This is a genomic window from Bradyrhizobium sp. CCGUVB4N (assembly GCF_024199945.1).
Classification (GTDB): Bacteria; Pseudomonadota; Alphaproteobacteria; order Rhizobiales; family Xanthobacteraceae; genus Bradyrhizobium.
Genome location: NZ_JANADP010000001.1, coordinates 1,874,268 through 1,893,279, shown reverse-complemented (window position 1 = coordinate 1,893,279; position 19,012 = coordinate 1,874,268). Strand labels below are relative to the sequence as shown.

Annotated in this window: 14 protein-coding genes and 3 pseudogenes; 11 read left to right on the top strand and 6 right to left on the bottom strand. The window is 58.9% G+C overall.

What is annotated here, in order from left to right:
• Positions 1–28: 28 nt before the first annotated feature.
• Complete coding sequence (locus tag NLM31_RS08540) at positions 29–313, bottom strand: hypothetical protein (RefSeq protein WP_254192028.1); 285 nt, start codon at positions 311–313, stop codon at positions 29–31.
• Positions 314–428: 115 nt separating this feature from the next.
• Here NLM31_RS08540 and NLM31_RS08535 point away from each other — a divergent pair, with 115 nt between their 5' ends.
• Both NLM31_RS08535 and NLM31_RS08530 read left to right on the top strand, forming a co-directional pair.
• On the top strand, positions 429–1,808 hold the full coding sequence (locus NLM31_RS08535; protein ID WP_254192027.1) for a transposase: 1,380 nt from the start codon (positions 429–431) through the stop codon (positions 1,806–1,808).
• Positions 1,809–1,853: 45 nt separating this feature from the next.
• Entirely contained in the window at positions 1,854–2,057 is a 204-nt protein-coding gene (locus NLM31_RS08530; RefSeq protein ID WP_254128798.1) for a hypothetical protein, read from the top strand.
• A 283-nt stretch (positions 2,058–2,340) separates the two neighbouring features.
• Here NLM31_RS08530 and NLM31_RS08525 read toward each other — a convergent pair.
• A pseudogene (locus tag NLM31_RS08525) lies at positions 2,341–2,629 on the bottom strand (IS5/IS1182 family transposase); the annotation flags it as partial.
• Between the two features lie 11 nt (positions 2,630–2,640).
• Positions 2,641–3,433: pseudogene (locus tag NLM31_RS08520) on the bottom strand (IS256 family transposase); the annotation flags it as partial.
• A 370-nt stretch (positions 3,434–3,803) separates the two neighbouring features.
• Here NLM31_RS08520 and NLM31_RS08515 point away from each other — a divergent pair.
• The 3 genes from NLM31_RS08515 (at position 3,804) to NLM31_RS43190 (ending at position 7,601) form a co-directional block, all read left to right on the top strand.
• Entirely contained in the window at positions 3,804–4,550 is a 747-nt protein-coding gene (locus tag NLM31_RS08515) for a type IV toxin-antitoxin system AbiEi family antitoxin (protein ID WP_309143679.1), read from the top strand.
• A 103-nt stretch (positions 4,551–4,653) separates the two neighbouring features.
• Positions 4,654–4,863, top strand: coding sequence for a hypothetical protein (locus NLM31_RS08510; protein ID WP_375143543.1), 210 nt, complete (start codon positions 4,654–4,656; stop codon positions 4,861–4,863).
• Between the two features lie 122 nt (positions 4,864–4,985).
• On the top strand, positions 4,986–7,601 hold the full coding sequence (locus tag NLM31_RS43190) for a Ulp1 family isopeptidase (RefSeq protein WP_254196156.1): 2,616 nt from the start codon (positions 4,986–4,988) through the stop codon (positions 7,599–7,601).
• Between the two features lie 2 nt (positions 7,602–7,603).
• On the opposite strand, the gene NLM31_RS08500 is transcribed toward NLM31_RS43190, so the two are convergent.
• Positions 7,604–7,816, bottom strand: a complete 213-nt coding sequence (locus NLM31_RS08500) for a hypothetical protein (RefSeq protein WP_254192026.1) — start codon at positions 7,814–7,816, stop codon at positions 7,604–7,606.
• Between the two features lie 47 nt (positions 7,817–7,863).
• Between NLM31_RS08500 and NLM31_RS08495 the strand changes: the two genes are divergently transcribed.
• Complete coding sequence (locus tag NLM31_RS08495; RefSeq protein ID WP_254192025.1) at positions 7,864–8,022, top strand: hypothetical protein; 159 nt, start codon at positions 7,864–7,866, stop codon at positions 8,020–8,022.
• 184 nt (positions 8,023–8,206) lie between these two features.
• Here the strand turns inward: NLM31_RS08495 and NLM31_RS08490 are convergent, their stop codons facing one another.
• Positions 8,207–8,368, bottom strand: a complete 162-nt coding sequence (locus NLM31_RS08490) for a hypothetical protein (RefSeq protein WP_254128805.1) — start codon at positions 8,366–8,368, stop codon at positions 8,207–8,209.
• A gap of 224 nt (positions 8,369–8,592) precedes the next feature.
• A complete protein-coding gene (locus tag NLM31_RS08485) occupies positions 8,593–9,630 on the bottom strand; it encodes a cytochrome-c peroxidase (RefSeq protein ID WP_254196155.1) in 1,038 nt (345 codons plus the stop codon).
• 275 nt (positions 9,631–9,905) lie between these two features.
• Between NLM31_RS08485 and NLM31_RS08480 the strand changes: the two genes are divergently transcribed.
• The 5 genes and pseudogenes from NLM31_RS08480 to NLM31_RS08460 all read left to right on the top strand — a co-directional run bounded on the left by NLM31_RS08480 (position 9,906) and on the right by NLM31_RS08460 (position 18,517).
• Positions 9,906–11,609: a hypothetical protein gene (locus NLM31_RS08480; protein ID WP_254192024.1), complete on the top strand. Its 1,704-nt coding sequence runs from the start codon at positions 9,906–9,908 to the stop codon at positions 11,607–11,609.
• A 2,062-nt stretch (positions 11,610–13,671) separates the two neighbouring features.
• Positions 13,672–14,778, top strand: a complete 1,107-nt coding sequence (sfnG, locus tag NLM31_RS08475; protein ID WP_254128807.1) for a dimethylsulfone monooxygenase SfnG — start codon at positions 13,672–13,674, stop codon at positions 14,776–14,778.
• Positions 14,779–14,828: 50 nt separating this feature from the next.
• Positions 14,829–15,617: pseudogene (locus NLM31_RS08470) on the top strand (ABC transporter ATP-binding protein).
• Between the two features lie 27 nt (positions 15,618–15,644).
• A complete protein-coding gene (locus NLM31_RS08465; RefSeq protein WP_254192023.1) occupies positions 15,645–16,841 on the top strand; it encodes an acyl-CoA dehydrogenase family protein in 1,197 nt (398 codons plus the stop codon).
• Positions 16,842–18,310: 1,469 nt separating this feature from the next.
• The gene (locus tag NLM31_RS08460; protein WP_254128809.1) at positions 18,311–18,517 is read left to right on the top strand and encodes a cold-shock protein; all 207 of its coding nucleotides are present in this window, start codon (positions 18,311–18,313) and stop codon (positions 18,515–18,517) included.
• Positions 18,518–19,012 lie beyond the last annotated feature (495 nt).

Here is a 19,012-nt window from a genome sequence, read left to right as displayed (position 1 = left end):
GCTTGACTTTGGCCAATTTTGAACTCGTTCATGGGATACGCGGACCCCTGAACATGGGATCGTTCTCGACGATTTCATGAGCGCTCGTGAGCATGAGTTTCATGCGCCCCATATTGCCAAAGGTTGTCCAGCGCCCCTTCACGTTCGACCAGTAGAAGAGCTCGAAGCGATCGGTATCTGGAATGGGGCGCAGCCGTGCGACCGGATTTGAAGTCCGACGGTTGATAACTAAATAACCGCTACGGCTCTTTTCTATGTCGTGATGCGTGAACTGAGCAGCAATCTGGGCAAGCGTTGGGTCGGATTTTGCCATAGCGCTCAATGTGCTCGATCGGTGCCGCGCGGGCCAGAGTGGATCGGTTTGCCGATTCAATTTGTCGCAGCTGGACGAGGTTGCCGCGATTCAACATGCCGATTCTACCGATGGGATGCAACACGCCCGTCTTCTTCCCCGCTCTTGCGATCCGCTGCCGCCGCGTTTTGCAGCCCGGCTTGCAGTCTTCACCGATCTGTTCACGCGTCCTACCTGGCCGAATGTTCTGATGCTGCTCGCCGGCGTTATCCTGGCGCCCGGCCGGCGCACTGTCACGGCGGCGCTGCGCATCCTCGGGCGAGAGCGCGATCCCGATTTCTGTACTTTCCATCGCGTCCTCAACCGGGCGGCGTGGTCGTCGCGGGCCGCGGCAGGCCGCCTGCTGCTCCTGCTGATCAAGGTCTTCGTGGCGGCCGGCGAGCCAGTGGTGATCGGGCTCGATGACACCATCGAGCGGCGCTGGGGACCCAAGATCAGCGCCCGCGGCATCTATCGCGACCCGGTGCGCTCCTCCAAGGGGCACTTCGTCAAAGCCAGCGGTCTGCGCTGGCTTTCCGCCATGTTGCTGGTGCGCGTGCCGTGGGCCGATCGCATCATGGCGCTGCCCTTCCTCACACTGCTCGCCCCCTCCAAACGCTTCTATGACGGCAAGTCGCGCTCGCCCAAGACGCTGCTCGATTGGGCCCGCCAGGCTGCTTGGCAAATCCATCGTTGGCTGCCCGATCGATATATCGTACTGGTCGCCGACAGCGCCTTTGCCGCCATCGAGTTCCTTGCCGCTGTCCGCAAGCATGTCTGCATTGTCACCCGCCTGCGCCTCGATGCCAACCTGTTCGAATTTCCCCGACCAAAGCGCAAAGGTCGTGGCCGCCCTCCAATCCGAGGTAAGCCCCACAAAAAACTCTCTGCCATCCTCAAGGATCGCAACGTGTCCTGGACGCGCTACCGGGTCAGTCTCTGGTACGGCCGAACCAATCGCATTGTCGAGATCGCAACCGGCACCGCTCTGTGGTATCGCGGCGGCGTTCCGCCGGTACCGATCCGCTGGCTTCTCGTCCGCGACCCAACCGGCGAGTTCGACCCGCAGGCCTTCCTGGCGACCGATCTCAACGCTCTTCCCCGCGACATCCTCGCCTGGTTCGTCACTCGCTGGCAGGTCGAAGTCACCTTCGAGGAAGTTCGCGCTCACCTCGGTGTCGAGACCCAGCGCCAATGGTCGGACAAAGCCATTCTGCGCACTACCCCGATCTTGCTCGGCCTCTACTCCATCGTCACGCTATGGACCCACGACCTCGCCAAGGCACAAAAGCTCAAGCCCAGAACCGCGGCTTGGTATCCAAAAGCCGCGCTGACCTTTAGCGATGCGATCGCATCCGTCCGACGCCAAATATGGGCTCATCAGATTTCTTTCATGTCCCGGCCGCGCCGGAACAGTATAGAAATTCCGCGCCATATCTGGCGCCGGATGGAGAACGCGCTCGCCTACGCCGCATAAATCGGCCAAAGTCGAGCTCAGGACATTCGTTTATTTGAGGGATAGATGTCGCATTCGGTTGAGTTGATCGTCAACGGCTACGTCAGACTAAAGGATCGTGGCGCGCTGGAGGGTGTTCTTGCGCATCGGCGAGAGCTGCTGAGGCAACTAAGAAGCGTCACCGGCATCGATCCAAGTCGAGCCGTCGCGCAAGTAAGCCAAGAAATCGCAGTCATCGAAGCTGGACTTGCGACGATCGCACCAGAGTGACGCGCAGGCGACCGCTCAGTGGGGCGTGAAACTTGGTGGGCTACATCGCTCCACGGCCTCCATGCCCATACCGGCTCAGCCGACGACGATTAGGGCGAGCAAGGTGATCCAGAGGCACGAGCCAGGCGGATCACGACGAGTGTCGGTAACTTTGCACCGCAGCGGGGTCGCCTGCGAGCCAATTGATCGCGTCGGTTGGCGCGCGACCCCGAGCGGAGATTCTCGGCAGTCCCCCGTGAAGAACGCGGGCGAATGGTGATTCAAGCGATCTTTGAGCCGGGGCGAGCACCAGGATGATGGCGCGCAAGAGCCCTGCGAGCCATCGCAGCAGCAGTCCGAAGTTATATCCGACTGCGGCCAGAACACCGTTGATGCGGTCGCCAGCGCGGCCTATGAGATGGGTGCCGGTCCATGCAGTGCTCGGCCTTGAGGTCGCCGATAACGGGCTCGGCAGGTGCGCGACGCTTTATCTCGCGCCGGATGGAAGCTGTGACGCGGCGGACCTGACCCGAGATCCAGCCCCTGAACCGATGCGGGTGGTTGTGGCCGCGGCACCCCTTGTTGAGGTGGATTGCGGCTAGCCTCCACGCCGGTGAGCTTTTCGATGCCGCACCGTGGCGAACACACTCTCGATCCGATTCGAGGTGCGCAGATGAACCCAATGCTCGGCAGCGAAAGCGAGCAAGGCCTCACGATCCTTGATCAAGCACTCGACCGCAGAGACGTATTGGGCGCGGTATTTCTCGACGAAGGTGTCGATCGCGGTTTCGGCTTTCGCCCGGCTCGGTGCTAGATAGACGTTCCGCGGATCGTTCTTCATCGCGCCCCGCACGGATTTGGCGACCTTGTCGAGCATGTTGCTGACTTTGTGGCACCAGCACCGCTGGTGTCGCGTGCGGGGGAAGACTTCATCAAGGCCTTCCAGAGCCCCAGCGCGACGTCACCGACCGCCACTGCAAGAGCGATCCGCTGGCCGCGCTGCTTCACATCGGCCAAGAGCTCACGCCAACCCTGGGCGCTCTCGCGAGTGCCCACCTGGAAGCTGACCAACTCCTTGCGGCCCTCCGGCGTCGCGCCGACCAGCACCAGGATACATTCGCTGTGATCCGCCATCCGGACCTGCAAATAAACGCCATCGGCCCAGAGATAGACGTAGCGCCGCGCCGACAGATCACGACGCTGCCAACGCTCGTACTCGGCCTGCCAGTCGGCCGTCAGGTGTGTGCAATCACCGACGGCGACAGGTTCCGTGCATCCTTGCCGAGTAGCGCCGACAGCGCGTCCTGGAAGTCGCCCGTCGAGATGCCGCGCAGCTAGAGCACTGGCAGCAGGGCATCCAGGCTCTTGCGCCGCGTCCACAGCGGCAGGATCGCCGACCAGATTAAGAACCACGCCGTCCTTCGGAAGCGTGATCTTGAATATGACGCCTTGCAGACCCGCCGGGGGCACGCTGCCCTTGAATGCTCTTGCGATGGCGATGTCGGTCGTCCAGGAGGCGATGGTTTCCGGCAGATGATTGTCGCGAGCAATTGCCAGACCCGATCCTTTTCGCGGGCCTCCTGTCGAAATGCGCAAGTCCAGGAGTGCTCGGGCAGCAAGGCCACGGCGGTCTTCAGGTGGTCACCGCGCTTAACCTTCTGGTCGTGGCTCCCGCCGCGCCGCCAATCCGATACGGTCTGGATGAGGTTGCGGGTGAAAATTTCGGTGGTCATGGGATGTTCCGGTCCCATCGCATCATATTGAAAAATGGACATTTATGGGCTGTTTTTGCATATGATGCTACAGCCTCGCTCCAGTCTCTCGACCTTCATCACGACCCTCCAATCGGAGGGGCGGATCTCGTTCACGCGAGCCGAAGCCATCGCCGCTCTGGGCATCACGGAAGCCGCCTTCCTCAAAGCCGCGGCCCGCCTCCAGAAACGCCACACGCTGTTCAATCCCCGACACGGCTTTTACGTCGCCTTCCCGCCGCAGTTTATGAGCTGGGAGGCGCCGCCGCCCATCTGGTACATCGACGCGCTGATCCGCCATGAAGCGCGTCCATATTATGTAGGCTTGCTCAAGGCGGCCGAACTGCACGGCGCCTCGCATCATGCCGTGATGGAATTCCAGGTCGTGACGGATAAGCAGCTTCGCAAGATCCGCGCGGGGCGCTCTTGGGTTACGTTCTATTTCCGCAAGGATCTGGAGAGCGTCCGCGGGGGCATCGTCGAACGCAAGACAGATACGGGAAAAATGAAAATATCCTCGCCCGAACTGACGGCGCTGGATCTCTTTCGCTACATGCATGTGGCCGGTGGCATCGACGCCGTTGCGACCGTTCTTGCCGATCTCGGGGAAAACTCGATGGCGAGCAACTGGCAGCGATGGCGGCACACTTTGAGCGCGCTTGCAGCCAAAGGCTCGGATATATGCTTGAGCGGCTCGGACAGGCCAAGCGCGCGCAGGCTTTGCACAATCACCTGTCCTCCGCGCAAGCGCTGCCGCGGGTGACGCTCGAACCAGTAAAGCGCGGCGCAAAGGCTTCGCCGCCGAAACCCATTGAGCGCAATGAGCGATGGCACGTTGCCGTGGAACGGCAACCGGAGGTGGATGAATGATGCCGACGCCAAATATCGTCGCGTGGTCAAAGATCGCACCATGGGCCGAGCCGCGGCAAGTCGAGCAAGACCTCATCATCGCGCGGGCGCTCGTCGAGCTGTTCAGCGATCCATTCCTCAGCAAGGAGCTTCGGTTTCGCGGCGGTACGGCGCTCAACAAGTTGCATTTCCCAAAGCCGCTGGGTACTCCGAGGATATCGATCTGACCCGCACCAAGGAGGGCGCATCAAAGCCCATCTGGGACCGCGTCCACGTCTGTTTTCGGTCAGCTTCTCGAAAGCTAGCCCTCGTAGTTGTGATCTTCAGACCTTGTGGACGTGAGGCTGGCGTGGACGCAAACAACTTCAATCCATTCGACGTGTCGGGCCGGCCGGAGGCGCATCACGCCACATTGCAACAACCGCAAGCGGGACAGGCCGGGCAGGAGGACTTTGAGCGCCGCTTGGTGGAGGTGCGCCAGACTGATGTTGCTGCAGCCGCGGGCGCGACTCCAGATTCCCGCTATCCTCATCTAACTGAAAAAGACCGGACCCTAATCGAGGCGGTAGCCGAGCATTTTGCGGGAAATTTACAATCGCACACGGTCGGCAATTATACTTGGGCTCTTCGCGCACTGGGAAATCATCTTTCCTCTCGGGGCCAGACCATTGATGCGCTTGATCACGATTCGTTGGTCTGGCACGCTAGTGCGTTCTTTCCCACTGATGGTTCAATGGGTAACGCATTGAGCGCATTGAACGCGCTTCGCAAGTACCGCGAGCCCAAGGCTTCAGATAGCTCCCGACGTTATGCTCCTTCTTTGGAGGATGCGAGCCTGATCGACTCAGCCATCGGTGCAGCTGCTGCGCGCCGAAGATGGACGCCTACTACCGCGGTGAACTATGAGAGTACTCTTCGCAGATTGGCGAAATCTCTCGAGTCTCAGGGGCAAACAATTGCTGCACTCGATCACAATTCCCTGGTCGCTCACGTTAAACAGTCCTTCGGGGATAATGGGAATATGGCTTCCGCGCTGGAGGTGCTTCGCGAGTGCCGTGAACCCGATATTTTGGCTGCTCGCGTCCCTCGTCAAAGGGATGAGTATGTTCCCTCTATGGAAGACAAGGCTCTCATCGATAGTGCGGTTCTTGCCAGTGGACGCCCCGAGCATACCGTCAAACACTACACCGGCAAACTTTACAGGTTTGCGGGAGTGCTAAAGAACGACGGCCACGGAATTGCCAAGCTGGATCACGAGTCCCTAATCAGGCTTGCGAAAGGCCTATACTCACGCAACAAGAATTTAATCACCGGGTTGAACATCATTCGTGATTACCGCAACGCGCAGGGGCCCGCCGGCGCGGGAAGCGTGCAGTCGCCGGTGCAAAATGTTAATTCACGGGAGCTTTTGCTACGGCTGGATGATCAACCCGCTCCCGCGCGGTCTATGTACGATTCGGCGGAGCTTCGGGGTGTCGCGGATCAAACTGGCCGGCTGCCGGCTGGAAGTTTGGACACAGCAGAGCTTATGGCGATGCTGGCTTCTCCTACCCGTTCGCCGGGAGACAGTGTTGATCAGCCAAGCCCAGCCTTCCGCTCGTCAGTCCAGGCTGTCGCTCCTGATGAGATTGCGCCGGCAGGGGATCGAACTGGCCAGCTGCCGGCTGAAAGTTTAGACCCAGTAGAGCTCTTGGCGATGCTGGCTTCACCTACCCGCTCGCTGGGAGACGGTGTTGATCAGCCAAGCCCAGTCTTCCGCTCCCCAATTCAGGCTGTCGCTCCTGATAAGATTGGGCCGGCAGCGGATGGAACCGGCCGGCTGCCGGCAGAAAGTTTAGATACAGTAGAGCTTTTGGGGGTGCTGGCTTCACCTACCCATTCGCCGGGAGACAGTGTTAATCAGCCCAATTCTTCGCCCCTGTGGAACATGGGGGAGGCGACCTCCGGCCCGGTATTCCTCCCGGTTCACGCCCCACTTACGGCGCCGAATCTAGATTCGTACCTTCCCCTGGTCTGGCAGACGCCTGCGGGGTGGGATGGACCCTGGTCGGGACCGTCGTCGCAGTCGGATCAGTCTGCCGGGTCGCAAACGGTGAGTTACGACCAGGACGAGCTTTGGCGCGATGCGGAGCAAGCCGGATGGCGGGCGCCTGCAGGATGGGACGCCCCGCAGTCGGGACTATCGTCACAGTCGGATCAGTCAGTGCGTTCCGACACAACTTGGGCGCCACAGATGCCGTCCAACTTTGATTGGAATCTATTTCCGGAAGGCAGGCTAGCTTGGCCACCGTCCACCCCACAGGAGTTGGGAATCGACGCTAACCTTCTGCCGGCATTTCTGAGCACAACCTCCGATGCGTTGAAAGCGCCGTCCCCCGACCGCAGCGGGCGGGTGCTCGACACTCGGGAATGGCTGGGCGACCGGCATATTCTGCGGGACTACGAACTGCTGATGCAGGACTTGCAGCGGAGCAATCCGGACCTTGCCGCCCGGACGCGGCTCGTCGATCCCCTCATCGCCCACTATCAACTGCGCCTGGGGCCTGAGGACGTGATGCTCGCCACCTTCCAGCGCATTGTAGAAGTGGATGGTAACGATACAGCCGACTTCCTGTTCATGCCAGTGAGCGACGCCAGTGCTTCGGATCCGGCTCGCCGCGGCACGCACTGGTCGTTGCTGTTCGTTGATCGTCGCGAACGGGAAAGGCCAGTCGCCTATCACTACGACTCTCACGGGGGGCAAAACGACGGGCTTGCAGAAATGCTCGCACAAAGGCTGACTGCTCGTCTGGAGCCAGTCCGCATGGCCCAGCAGCGGAACGACTTTGATTGCGGCGTCTTCGTGGTGGACGGCACGCGGGCACTGGTTAGCCGATTGTCGGAAAGATGGCAGCCGGCAGGCGAGCTGCACCTTGACAACCTCGTCGCCGATCGGCTGGCATTGCGAAACAGATTACGGGGTTGACATCAGCCTCTGCCGCTAGAGCTAGTGCGGCGCGGCACGAAGTTCTCGGAGATCCCGTCGTGCGGGAAGTCGATCAGGATGTCGATATCCCTCCACTCGCGCCGCACATCGACTTGGTTGAAGTCCGTCAGATCGGCATCAATCAGCGACGGTCCCTGCGCCCGGGTGTCGGCCGACAATATCTCGCTGGAATTTTCGCAACAGAAGGTCGCCAAGCCCGTAAATTTCGCCTGGATCGAGCAGGTAGGCGAAGAAAATTCGAATGCCGGATTTCATGCCGCTCGATTGCCAGCGCCCGGAAGATGCTGGGCTCGCGCATGGCCAGTTCGAGTCTCTCAAAGTCAGGATCGGCGATCGCGGCGGCGAGACGCGCTTCCATGTCAATTTTCTCGGTCGCTGTATCAACCCTCTCCAGTTGTAGGCACGAAACTGAGCATCGATCCGGAGACGAGCATTTCCGAGGTGGCGCGGCGCAACAGAGAAATTGATCACGACGCGCTGAGGCACGCGGACACGATCCACGGCCAACGTTGTTAAGAAGCCAGCGGTACCGCATTCAAGATCGTGGTGGGATTTTCGTCTCGCGTTCTCACTCACTCACTCACTCACTCGTTCGCTTGCTGAGGCGGATCGAGAAGATCAAGCGCTGTCCTTATCTGCTCAAGCTGACGCTCGATCTTCTCGCGCTGCTCATCGTCTTGGGTAGAATCAAGTGCCTCAATGAGATTCTGCTTTCGGGCAAGCAGATTTTCAATGACCGTCGTCATCGGATCGCCGATACAGCTCGCGATTCACCGCGCGATGCTTCCTCTTTTTCACCTTTGATCCAGTGCGTCCGCTCGCCGCGGTAGGAACCCGTCGCAATGCTTAGAGACCACTCGATAGGCCATGCGGCGTTCGGGGGCTCGCCGTTGCGAAAAGGCAGCAGCAGCGCCGCAAGTAAACCGTAGAGAGGGTCGACCTGACGCATAGTGCGCTTAGAAGAACGACGCTATTTGCTCAAAGAAGGTGGCGGCGTCTCCTTTGTGCGCGTTGGCAATATCGGATAATCGATCTTGGGTAGACGCCCGCTCAGTGAATTAAGAAACGCGACAATATCGTTATTCTCCTTCTCGCTGAGTTTGGCGCCGAGCTGTACTTCGCTCATGATTCCTACGGCTTCCTTGAGAGTCCAAACTTGCCCCGAATGGAAGTAGGGAGCTCGCAGGGCGACGTTGCGCAATGGGGCGACACGGAACACGTATTCGTCGCTGGAAGAATTGGTGACTGCGAACCGTCCCTTATCGGCGGTAGGAAGCAGTTTGGTATCGGGCTTTTCGACTACACCAAACGGGAAATAATCCTGGCCGCCGATATTCAGTCCGTAATGACAGGAGGCGCATCCTTTGTCCATGAACAGCTTCAATCCCGCCTTTTGCTGATCATCCAGAGCGCTGACATCTCCATTCAGGTACTGGTCGAATGGCGCCGCCGGTGTCGTTAGCGTAGCTTCAAAGGCCTCGATCGCTTTCGCGAAATTGTCGAAGGTGACCGGCGGTGTATCATTCGGGAAGGCTTGCTTAAACTTACCGACATAACCCTCCATCGAGTTCAACGTGCTTGTCACGCGATCCGGGGTCGCATTCATTTCGGCGCTCGCCTGAACAGGTCCCTTGGCTTGTGCCTTGAGATCCGGCGCGCGTCCGTCCCAGAATTGCGCGGCATTGAATACCGAATTGTAGACGGTTGGCGCCCGACGGGCTCCCTTTTGCCAGCCGTGACCAACCGAGGTCGGGCCGGCGTCGACCCCGCCAGTACCAAGATTATGGCACGTGTTGCAGCTGATGATCCCGCTCGCCGAGAGGCGAGGGTCGAAAAATAGCATCTTGCCGAGTTCGGCCTTCTCGACAGTGACAGGATTGTCCTTAACTGCGGGGATAGCAGAGGGGATCGGTTTGAAAACTTGTCTGGCCGCCGTCATCAAATCGTCGTTCGCAATAGCATGGGATGAAACCAGCACTAGAACGATAGCAATAGACATCTTGCGCATCACGTGACACTTCCGATTCTTTCGGGCCGCAACCGAACAACAGTTCTTCGGAAGGGCTACTGCTCCGCTCCCAATTATGCAGAAATTGAGCCGGGCCTCGCGCGTGAATGGATGCAGTGCGCTTCTACTCGATGTCGGCTTCGCGACACGTTGGTGGAATAGCCTGCACTAAAGTTGTGCCTTTTTGCGTTGGAGGAGCGGGGCTCGTCAGCTTCTCGACAGCCAAGCGGGGTAGGCAAGCCGATCTGATTTAACTTCGGACACGGAAGGTTGGTGTGGACCTAAACGATTCCAATCGATTCGATCCAGGTCATTGGCAGGCCGACGATGCCATGTTGCAACAACAGGAAGAGGGGCGGTCCGGATCAGAGAACTTTGAGCAGCACTTGCACGAGGCGCGCCGAGCCGACTCTCTTGTTTCTAGAGAGGTGACCCCTCAAGATCGATACTTTCCTTGTCTATCGGACAAAGATCATCGCCTCATCCAGGACGCGGCACCAGATTTTGCACGCCAGGGTCTGCGACCGAGAACCGCTGCCAATTATGCGCGCGCCCTTCGTAGATTGGGCAATCATCTCGGGGGACAGGGCCAAACGATTGATGGGATTGATCACAGTTCGTTGGTCGCTCACGCCGAAAGGGCTTTTCCACGCGACGCGGAAATGGTTTGTGCCCTAAACGCCCTCCAGGCGCATCGCGATCCCAGTGCTCCATCAGGGAAGCGTCGACGTACCGAACTTTCCGTGGAAGACATGAGGCTCATCGACGAGGTGGGCCAGGCTGAGATTGCGCACGGCAAGCTGACAGCAGAAACGTACCAGCGTTACGCTGCGGCTCTTCGTAAATTGGGAAAGCGTCTCGAGGAGCAAGGCCAAACGATCGCTGGAGCCGACGACAATTTCCTAATCACCTACGCCAAGAAGTTTTTTCCGCGTGACGCGGACATGAGGACTGCGTTGAATGCCCTTCGGAGGTATCGCGACGCCAATGCTTCAGTTGACAATTGTCCGCGTATTCAAGTCTCGGTGGAAGACGCGGACCTCATCGACGGCGCGATGCGGGCAGCTGCTGCGCAGCGGAGCTGGAAACCGAACACGGTCGTAGTGTATGTTAGGGCTTTGCGCAAGCTCGCGAATCTTCTCGGACCTCATCAAACGATTACTACGATCGATGACAATTCCCTACTCGCTCACGCTAATAAGTCATTCCCGAATAGCTGGACGATGAAGACAGCGTTGGAAGCCTTTCGTGCGTATCGTAACTGCGAACCTTTAGCTGATGCCGGTTCCCAAGGTCCTCGGGCCTCTCGGAAAGGTGGGCCTGTTCTCGGTGATGTGACGCTCCCGCAGACGACACTCACCGCCGAGTTGACCATGACCGGAGATTACCGAAACAGCCTCGAGCAAGCCGTTTCGTGGCCGGGGGACTCTCGGCCGACGGGTGGACAGGTTCCCCATTCGCTCGCGCAGCCTGACGATCCGGAGGAGATTTGGCAGGGGTCGGAACAAGCTATCCAATTGCCAACTGAAAGTTGGGGATCGGCGGATTTTTGGCAAGGCATGCCCTCGCCATCCAATTTGCTAGGGCCCACCGTGCGCGAGCCAGAGCCGACCGTCCCATCGCAAGTGCAAGCCGACGATCCGGACGAACTCTGGCGTGGACCAGAACAAGCTATCCAGTTGCCAACCGACAGTTGGGGACCGATGGATTTTTGGCAAGGCATGCCCTCGCCATCCAACATACCTGGGCTCACCGTGCGTGAGCCAGAGCCGACCGTCCCATCGCAGGTGCAAGCCGTCGATCCGGAAGAACTTTGGCCTGGACCGGAACAAGCTATCCAGTTGCCAACCGACAGTTGGGGATCGCCGGATTTTTGGCAAGGGATGCCTTCACCATCCAATTTGCCAGAGCTTACGGTGCGAGAGTCAGAGCCGACCGTCTCATCGCAGGTGCAAGCCGTCGATCCGCAGAAAATTTGACGGGGCCGGAACGAGCGACCCAGTTGCCAACCGGCAGTTGGGAGGACGACCAATTTTCGGCAAGGCCTGACGGTTCCGTATTCGCCGGCTCGCGGCGTTAATCAGGCAGGCGCCGGCACGGTTCTAGGACCTCAAGGCCCTGTCGAATCCGAAAGCCTCGTCCCACGGCCGCGGCGGATGATCGCTTGCTCCCCCGAGCGGCTGGGAGACGAGCAGGTCCTGGAGGATTACACACTCCCGCAGCAGGAGTTGCTGAGCAAAGCAACAGCCGAAGCGTTATGAATGGTTCCTTGTAGATGAACGACCACAGCAGTTGCGAGCGCGAAAAAGCGCACCTCCAAACTCCCAACGCGCGCGCAATGCGCGCTTCAAGTCTCATATCTGGGAGGGGATAGCGATCCTCCCGTTTCGTCAGGTCTCCATCGCCAATGTCGGTTTTTGGACACCCGCCGATCGCACTTTGAGAGCAAGACATTCGTTGTTTTAGCAATCAGTATCGTTGCATGACGCGGAGCTTGCCGTAAGCTTACCTGGCGTGAGGACGAATGCGTGTGAAATGAAAATTTCAAGGGAGTGGCCCGTTAGATTCGTAAAATTCGTTCCCCATTAGAACGGGGAACTGTCCCCGTTGCGCACGTGACGCGTCAAGCGCGCCACGCAAGTGCGTAGCATGCGCGGGCCGGCCGCGATCGGGCAGACTGAATTCCCTAGAGCGTCCCCGTGTCGCGGAGTGGTCTCCGCACGGGTCTCCACTAACACGCGCAGATAGCGTGGCATTCAAAAAAGCATTGTAAGCCACTTGGCTGGCTTCCTTTGGGCCAGAATACTTTTGCGCTCCAGGTTGCGGTAGTTGGGTCGAATCCCGACGTCCAATCGGCCCTCGTTGACGGCATCGCTCACGGCGGGTGTAACGTCCGCGTAGCTCAGATCCTTTCCCCTTTGGCGAATGTGTCCCATTTCACAGCAACCGCAATCCTTCGCGAGGCGTCGAGGCGTGGAGATCCGGTCGGAGCTCTGCATGCGGGTGACCGTGCCCGGCTTGGATCAGCGCTGATGCGTCTGGCCAGCGTTGACTGATCAAGCTTGAGGCGCTTGCCTCACTCGCGGATGAGAGCGTGGTATCGGCGGGCGCGCAGACGAGCACAGACGCCGCCGCGATTCAAAGTAGCACGATCCGCTCGCCGGTGACGGCGGACATAGTTCGTCCGCTATCCTCCATGATTGTTTCCTATGGATGGTCACTAACGAAAAGCCGCTCCGTGAGCGATGAACATCTCAAGGCGCGACGTTAGCGTCCAGCCTCGGCGGTACGAAGCATATCAACCCTCGTCGCGTGCTCCAGATGTCTATCTTGCTTGCGGCAGCTGATCTCGATTTGTGAGCAGAGTGCGGAATTCGGCAGCCAGTCAAAAGGCCGCTCCAGCATGCAGACGAAATTGTGGGGACAAGTGATCCTAGCGGGTGCGTGCGTTGTGCCCCGAGAGAGCACGGCGAGGATTTTAGAAAAGCTTATGGGACGATAAGCAAGAGTGCTCCTCTCCTGACTGTCAGAAGATTGAAGCTCTTTTCGACTAACAAGAAAGACGTTGGCTGATGATCGGGAGCTTTACGACAAGGTCGTAGGTGTTCAGCCGGTGAGAGTTTTCAATCGTGCAATAAACGTCGCGTCTGATGAAAAACTACAAAATCGGATTATCTCCAGCGTAGGAAAAATAGTTCGTCTTCGACTCGCGCCGTCGAGTGTTCTCTGAGACGATAATCATGACGCGATGATGCCAGCAAGGGACGCGCATGATGCGCAACAATAACGTGGACGGGGTGAGTGATTTGACCAAGCCAACGGCTTGCCGATGCGTTTGTGTGAACTTGTGTTGGCGCGGCTGAAATGCGCGCGCTCGGATAGTGTCCGAGACGATTGTAACGCTTCCGAATCAATAGCCTAAACGACGACGACGAACAGCACGTGAGCCGCGCCCGTCTCGACGGGCGCGACAGCATGATCTCGCCTGCCTGAGATCGTCGCTCTTCTCCACGCAAGCCTAATTCTTGAGGAACAAACAAGATGACTGTGAGCAACAATCCGATCAAATTCGCTTATTGGGTGCCGAACGTATCCGGCGGCCTTGTGATTTCTTCGATCGAGCAGCGCACCAGCTGGGAGATCGATTACAATCGCAAACTTGCTCAGATCGCCGAGAAGTCTGGCTTCGACTATGCTTTGAGCCAGATCCGATTCACTGCAGGTTATGGCGCTGACAAACAACACGAGTCCGTCAGCTTCTCCCACGCGCTTCTTGCCGCGACCGAGAAGCTCAAGGTTATCGCCGCTCTCCTTCCCGGGCCTTGGAACCCGGCGCTGGCCGCAAAGCAGATTGCGACAATTAGCCAGCTGACTCATGCGCGTGTCGCGGTCAACATCGTCTCGGGCTGGTTCCGGGGCGAATTCCATGCGATCGGCGAGCCCTGGCTGGACCATGACGAGCGCTATCGCCGTTCGGAGGAATTCATCAACGCGCTGCGCGGGATCTGGACCGAGGAGAACTTCACCCTGAAGGGCGACTTCTATCGGTTCAACGATTATTCGCTCAAGCCAAAGCCGCTCGATCCGCTGCCAGAGATCTTTCAGGGCGGCTCCTCGCGGGCAGCCCGCGACATGGCTGCCCGTGTGTCCGACTGGTATTTCACCAACGGCAATACGCCGGACGGCCTGAAGGCCCAGGTTGAGGACATTAGGATCAAGGAACAGGCTTTCGGCAAGGGCTGGCGCACCAAGATTGGAATCAATGCCTTCGGTATCGTCCGGCAAACAGAAGACGAAGCTAAAGAGGTCTTGCAGGAGATCGTTGATAAGGCGATCCCCGATGCGGTTCGCGGATTCCACCACGAGGTCCAGAATGCCGGCAATGCCAGCCCCGAGCGCGAGGGCAACTGGGCCAAGTCCACCTTCCAGGACCTCGTTCAATACAATGATGGCTTCCGTTCGAACCTGATCGGAACCCCGCAACAGGTCGCCGAACGCATTATCGAGCTCAAGCGCGCTGGTGCCGATCTGATCCTGCTCGGCTTCCTCCATTTCCAGGAAGAGGTCGAATATTTCGGCAAGCATGTGATCCCACTCGTTCGGGAGTTCGAGGCGAGCGCGCCCGTGCGGGCGCAAGCTGCCGAATAATCGAGTCCGTTATGGATCGCAGGTCTCTACCGGGATGCGCGGATTCAGGTATGAGTGACATTTTGCTTGTCGGTTGAGAAGTTGGCCGCGACCTTTGGTCATGCCATCCTGGCCGTGGACGCAGTGTCATTCGCGGTCCGGCGGGACGAGATTGTCGCCGTGTCCGGTGCCCACGGTGCGGGCAAGTCCACGCCGCTTCAGTGGATCTCAGGCCTCCTGCCGGCGCGGGGCGGCCAGGTGACCGCCGGGTGGATCATTTTTGACCATCGCGACATCCTGTTTGCGTCGCCCGCAAGATTGGTCCGATCCGGAATCGTTAGCGTGCCTGAAGGCCGGCACTGCTTCCCCTCACTGACGGTGGAGGAGAGTCTCATGAGGGTGCCATTGGCGGGGCTGCTCAGTCCCGCGTGATCCGCGCTGGCCTGAAGGAGATCTGCGACCTTTGCCTCCCGAGTGAAGGATGTTCGCAGGTCCATGTCCGGGCTGATTTCGAGCAGGGAGCAGCAGATGGCTGCGATTGGCTGCGCTCTGATGTCGCGCCCTCGGCCGTTGGTGCTCGATGAACCGCCGATGAGACTTGCTCGGCTTGTCGTTGAGGGCATTTTCCGAGCACTAAGCAGCTCAACAGAGAGCAGGGCCTCTCGATCCTGGTAGCTGAACAAAATTCGACGGTAGCGCTACGCTTTTCCGACCACGCGGTCGTCCGCGAGTACGGCCATAGCGTCCTGCCCGGTGCATCAGTCGCCTTGCGCAACCGCGACGATATTAAGGCGCTTAACCTCGGCCGTTTACCGCAAACTGAATCCAGAAAGAACGTGCTGACGCACGCGGTTGTTTGAGTTCGCAAGATATTGGAGAGACAGAGAATGGCTTCAGCCAAGCTGGCAGACAATTTCAGTCAACACCCTTATTCCCGGCTGGATGCTGCCATCGATGCGACCGTAAGGGTCAATGCCGATCGCAACGATCTCGAAGGCCGCTTTCCCAGAGAGAATCTCGAGGCGTTGGCGCAAGCGGGCTGGTCCGGCGTCCTGAACGACTCCCGGTTTGGCGGCCTTGGCCTAGGCCATATCGATTTTGCCGAAGCTGCCAATCGGATTGGTCAGGTTGATGCATCGACCGGCCTCATCTACGTCATGCATGTCGGCGCGGCTCAGACCATCAATCTATATGGCAGCGATGACCAGAAGGAGCGCTGGCTCAAGGCGAAGGACGGTGCTTTGCTGGGTACATATTCGACCAGCGAACGCGCGACCGGGGGACACTGGTGGTACAATCTGTCCGAGGCATCGCGCGACGGTGACGACTATCTGCTCGATGCCAAGAAATCATTCACAACGAGCTCCGGTCAGGCTGACTTCTATGTCGTGCAGACACGCACGCCCGGCGCCAAGGATCAGGCCGACATTGTCTTCCTCATCGTGGACGGCAAGTCTCCCGGGATCGAATCGAAACCTTGGAACGCACTCGGCGTGCGTGCCAATCACTCAGGGCCAATCCAGTACACCAGCGTGCGGGTACCGCAACGGGACCGGCTCGGCGCAGAAGGACAAGGAAAGGAAATCATCTACAACGGTGTCTCGCCAGTCTATCTGATCGGGCTTGGCGCCGTCTGGGAAGGCCTGGCGAGGGGCGTGTTCAATGCAGCCGTCAAGCACACCGCAAGTTTCGTACACAAGGATCGGAACAAAAGACTTGCGGACTATCAGGCAATCCGACAGGAGCTCGGCGCGGCCAAGGTGCTCGTCGAATCGTTGCGACCGTGGCGCCTTGAACTGGCAGCAAGGCTGGACGAACTCTGGCGCGCCGGCAAGCCGCAAAGTGAAATCCTGATCCCACTGACCGAATTCAAGGTGCACGCCGCCGAAGTCGCGAACAAGGTCGCTGCCGCTGCACTAACGGTGACGGGAGGTTACGGCTATCACCGCGGGCCGATCGAGCGTTCCTTCCGCGACGCGCGTGCTGCCATTGCAATGGGGCCTTCCAACATCATCGCTCGGGACTGGATCGGCAAATCGCTGGTCGGGCTGCCGCTAGAGCTGTTCTACGAAGGCGGAGAATAATTCGAACTTCGTAGGGCAACCGCGGAAGATTGGAACCGCGCTTTGCCGGACTGCGTGCTGCTTTTGCAGGCACAAAAATTGGGCTTCTCGGTGCGGACCGCCAACGTTGCCGACTTCGGTATCCCGCTGCGACTGTTGCCGGCGGGCAAAGTGCTCTTCTATCGACGGAAGTGAAGCAACATGCGAAAGGCCGACCTCCGGGAAGCGGCATCACGTGTCGGCTATCCGAGGCACAACGGCAAGCCGTCAGCCCGGTGCGTCTATAGGTTCCCATCCTAGCAAAATACAACGAGACTTCTTCTGCCTATCACGAGGCCTGAGAAACCGCTCGAATCTCGCGAGCGGCTTGGACGCTCAGCGCGCCGGCCTCTGAAGCGGCGAAGACAGTGCAGCAGTCAGCGTGCGAGAATCATAGTTCGGCTTTCTTGGCTCGGCGGCACCTCCGTCGGTAATTTTTCGTGCGCGATGACAAGGCGGTCGGTTTCGCCACAAGCGGAAGCCGATCATCGATTAGCGGAATCCATCGAAAAAGAGCCTGGCTGGCCGAATTTATGCGCCAATGCGCCATTCATTGCATCAATCAACATCAATAAACCAATACTTTGCAGGTGAGGTACGGTGATCTCGGGTTGCCGATTGCAGCGACGCAGGTATCGAGATCAAGTCGGCCCGCGGCATAGCAGCGGAGCATGGCCAGCCATTTCTACCGCCTCCGTATGGGCACCTATGCCGAGACATTGTTTCGGCGCAGCAAGCGCGACCTATCGCAAGGGCTTGGCTGCAGTCCAGTTTGATGCGTATGGAATGAATTGACGTAATCGGAGCATAGGTTCGGTGCGGCGGACCAGCAAGTCCGAGACAGATGCGATGCGGCCGAGGCCGTGACCCGCTGAATTGACGTCATCAGAAGTGACACGGAATCTTTCTCAACGCTGTGCGCCCGTGGAATTGCCTTCAAACATCAGGCAATCAGCCCCCCACATGCGGTCGCGGAGTGCGCGCGGGTCCTCGATAATGTTTGCAAGACCATGCCAAGCACGAAATCGACGTGCGCCCTCACGTCCACCTCAAGGCTCGTGGAGGCCTGTGCCAGTGGCCAGGCCACCGCTCGACGACCTCGATCGTGCGCGACGTGCTTTCTGAGACACCAGGTCGTCTGGCAGCGGACATGATAGCGCTGTCGCTCGATGGTCCTTCTCTATTGAGTCGAGATTCGAGCAGCCAATGGCAGTCAGATGGCCAAGCTAGCTTTGATGCGCTTAAGCATCATTTTGCGCTGTTTCACTCCAGTGAGCCGGAGTAAACATCATGCATGAAAACGCTTGGAGTCGCAGGCGCGGCTATGGTACGCGGTCGCGGTTTCGTTACGATCGCGCGGTCAGCAACACGGACGTCTCACACTGCGGATGGTCTTGATGCTCAGTGGGAACTCTGGCTAAATCGCGCGCGTTCAACTTGGAGTTAATGTGGTGGCGATCGGTACTGTGAAATGGTTCAGCGCAACTAAGGGCTACGGCTTTATCAAGCCGGATGACGGCGGCCCTGATGTCTTCGTACACATTCGTGCCGTTGAAAGGGCCGGCTATAGCGAGCTGGCAGAGGGTGCAAAGATTAGCTATGAGATAACGACCGGACGTTCTGGCAAGGTGTCCGCCGAAGATCTCCGACTTGGATAGTCTTCCTCGCGCAAACGAAAATCAGCCAACCGTTCTTGTTCTGGCTCCGCCTCCGGCTTGTCCGCGAGGCGTAGGTACGGCCTCAGCATATCCCCCGGAGCCGCTGAGGCCGTTTCCTTATCTAGGGCTGTGATTCCCGGCCCCGATCAGGGGATCAGCTGTGTGAGTTGCGTCAGCCGGCGCCTATGCTGAAGCCTTTCCGGACGCTGCCTTTTGACTTGGATGTCCGCCGCTGCGAACAAGGGCAAGGCGACTTCGAAGGGCAGCCTCGCTTGGAACTTCCGAACACATTACCCAGAATGGATTTGAAGCGCGGCGCTCGTTCAGCCAGCTCTTGTACCAGGTCCGCTTTCATCGTGGCGCCAGCCGTCTCAATCGGCGCCCAGGTTCACGGGATAGAGGCATTGCTAGGGTTCGGCACCCCTGACGGTCTTTAGGCGCTTATTCCAAGCGCTGCGCGGTTCGCTCGTAGTTACTGAGTGCAGCGGAAGGCCT

What these genes read in the sequence shown, in the direction of transcription:
- NLM31_RS08485 (WP_254196155.1), bottom strand. Translation starts at nt 9,630, where the DNA reads ATGCGCAAGATGTCTATTGCTATCGTTCTAGTGCTGGTTTCATCCCAT.
- NLM31_RS08495 (WP_254192025.1), top strand. Translation starts at nt 7,864, where the DNA reads ATGCCGGATTTCATGCCGCTCGATTGCCAGCGCCCGGAAGATGCTGGG.
- NLM31_RS08490 (WP_254128805.1), bottom strand. Translation starts at nt 8,368, where the DNA reads ATGACGACGGTCATTGAAAATCTGCTTGCCCGAAAGCAGAATCTCATT.
- NLM31_RS08510 (WP_375143543.1), top strand. Translation starts at nt 4,654, where the DNA reads ATGATGCCGACGCCAAATATCGTCGCGTGGTCAAAGATCGCACCATGG.
- sfnG (WP_254128807.1), top strand. Translation starts at nt 13,672, where the DNA reads ATGACTGTGAGCAACAATCCGATCAAATTCGCTTATTGGGTGCCGAAC.
- NLM31_RS08530 (WP_254128798.1), top strand. Translation starts at nt 1,854, where the DNA reads ATGTCGCATTCGGTTGAGTTGATCGTCAACGGCTACGTCAGACTAAAG.
- NLM31_RS08535 (WP_254192027.1), top strand. Translation starts at nt 429, where the DNA reads ATGCAACACGCCCGTCTTCTTCCCCGCTCTTGCGATCCGCTGCCGCCG.
- NLM31_RS08465 (WP_254192023.1), top strand. Translation starts at nt 15,645, where the DNA reads ATGGCTTCAGCCAAGCTGGCAGACAATTTCAGTCAACACCCTTATTCC.
- NLM31_RS08515 (WP_309143679.1), top strand. Translation starts at nt 3,804, where the DNA reads ATGGACATTTATGGGCTGTTTTTGCATATGATGCTACAGCCTCGCTCC.
- NLM31_RS08540 (WP_254192028.1), bottom strand. Translation starts at nt 313, where the DNA reads ATGGCAAAATCCGACCCAACGCTTGCCCAGATTGCTGCTCAGTTCACG.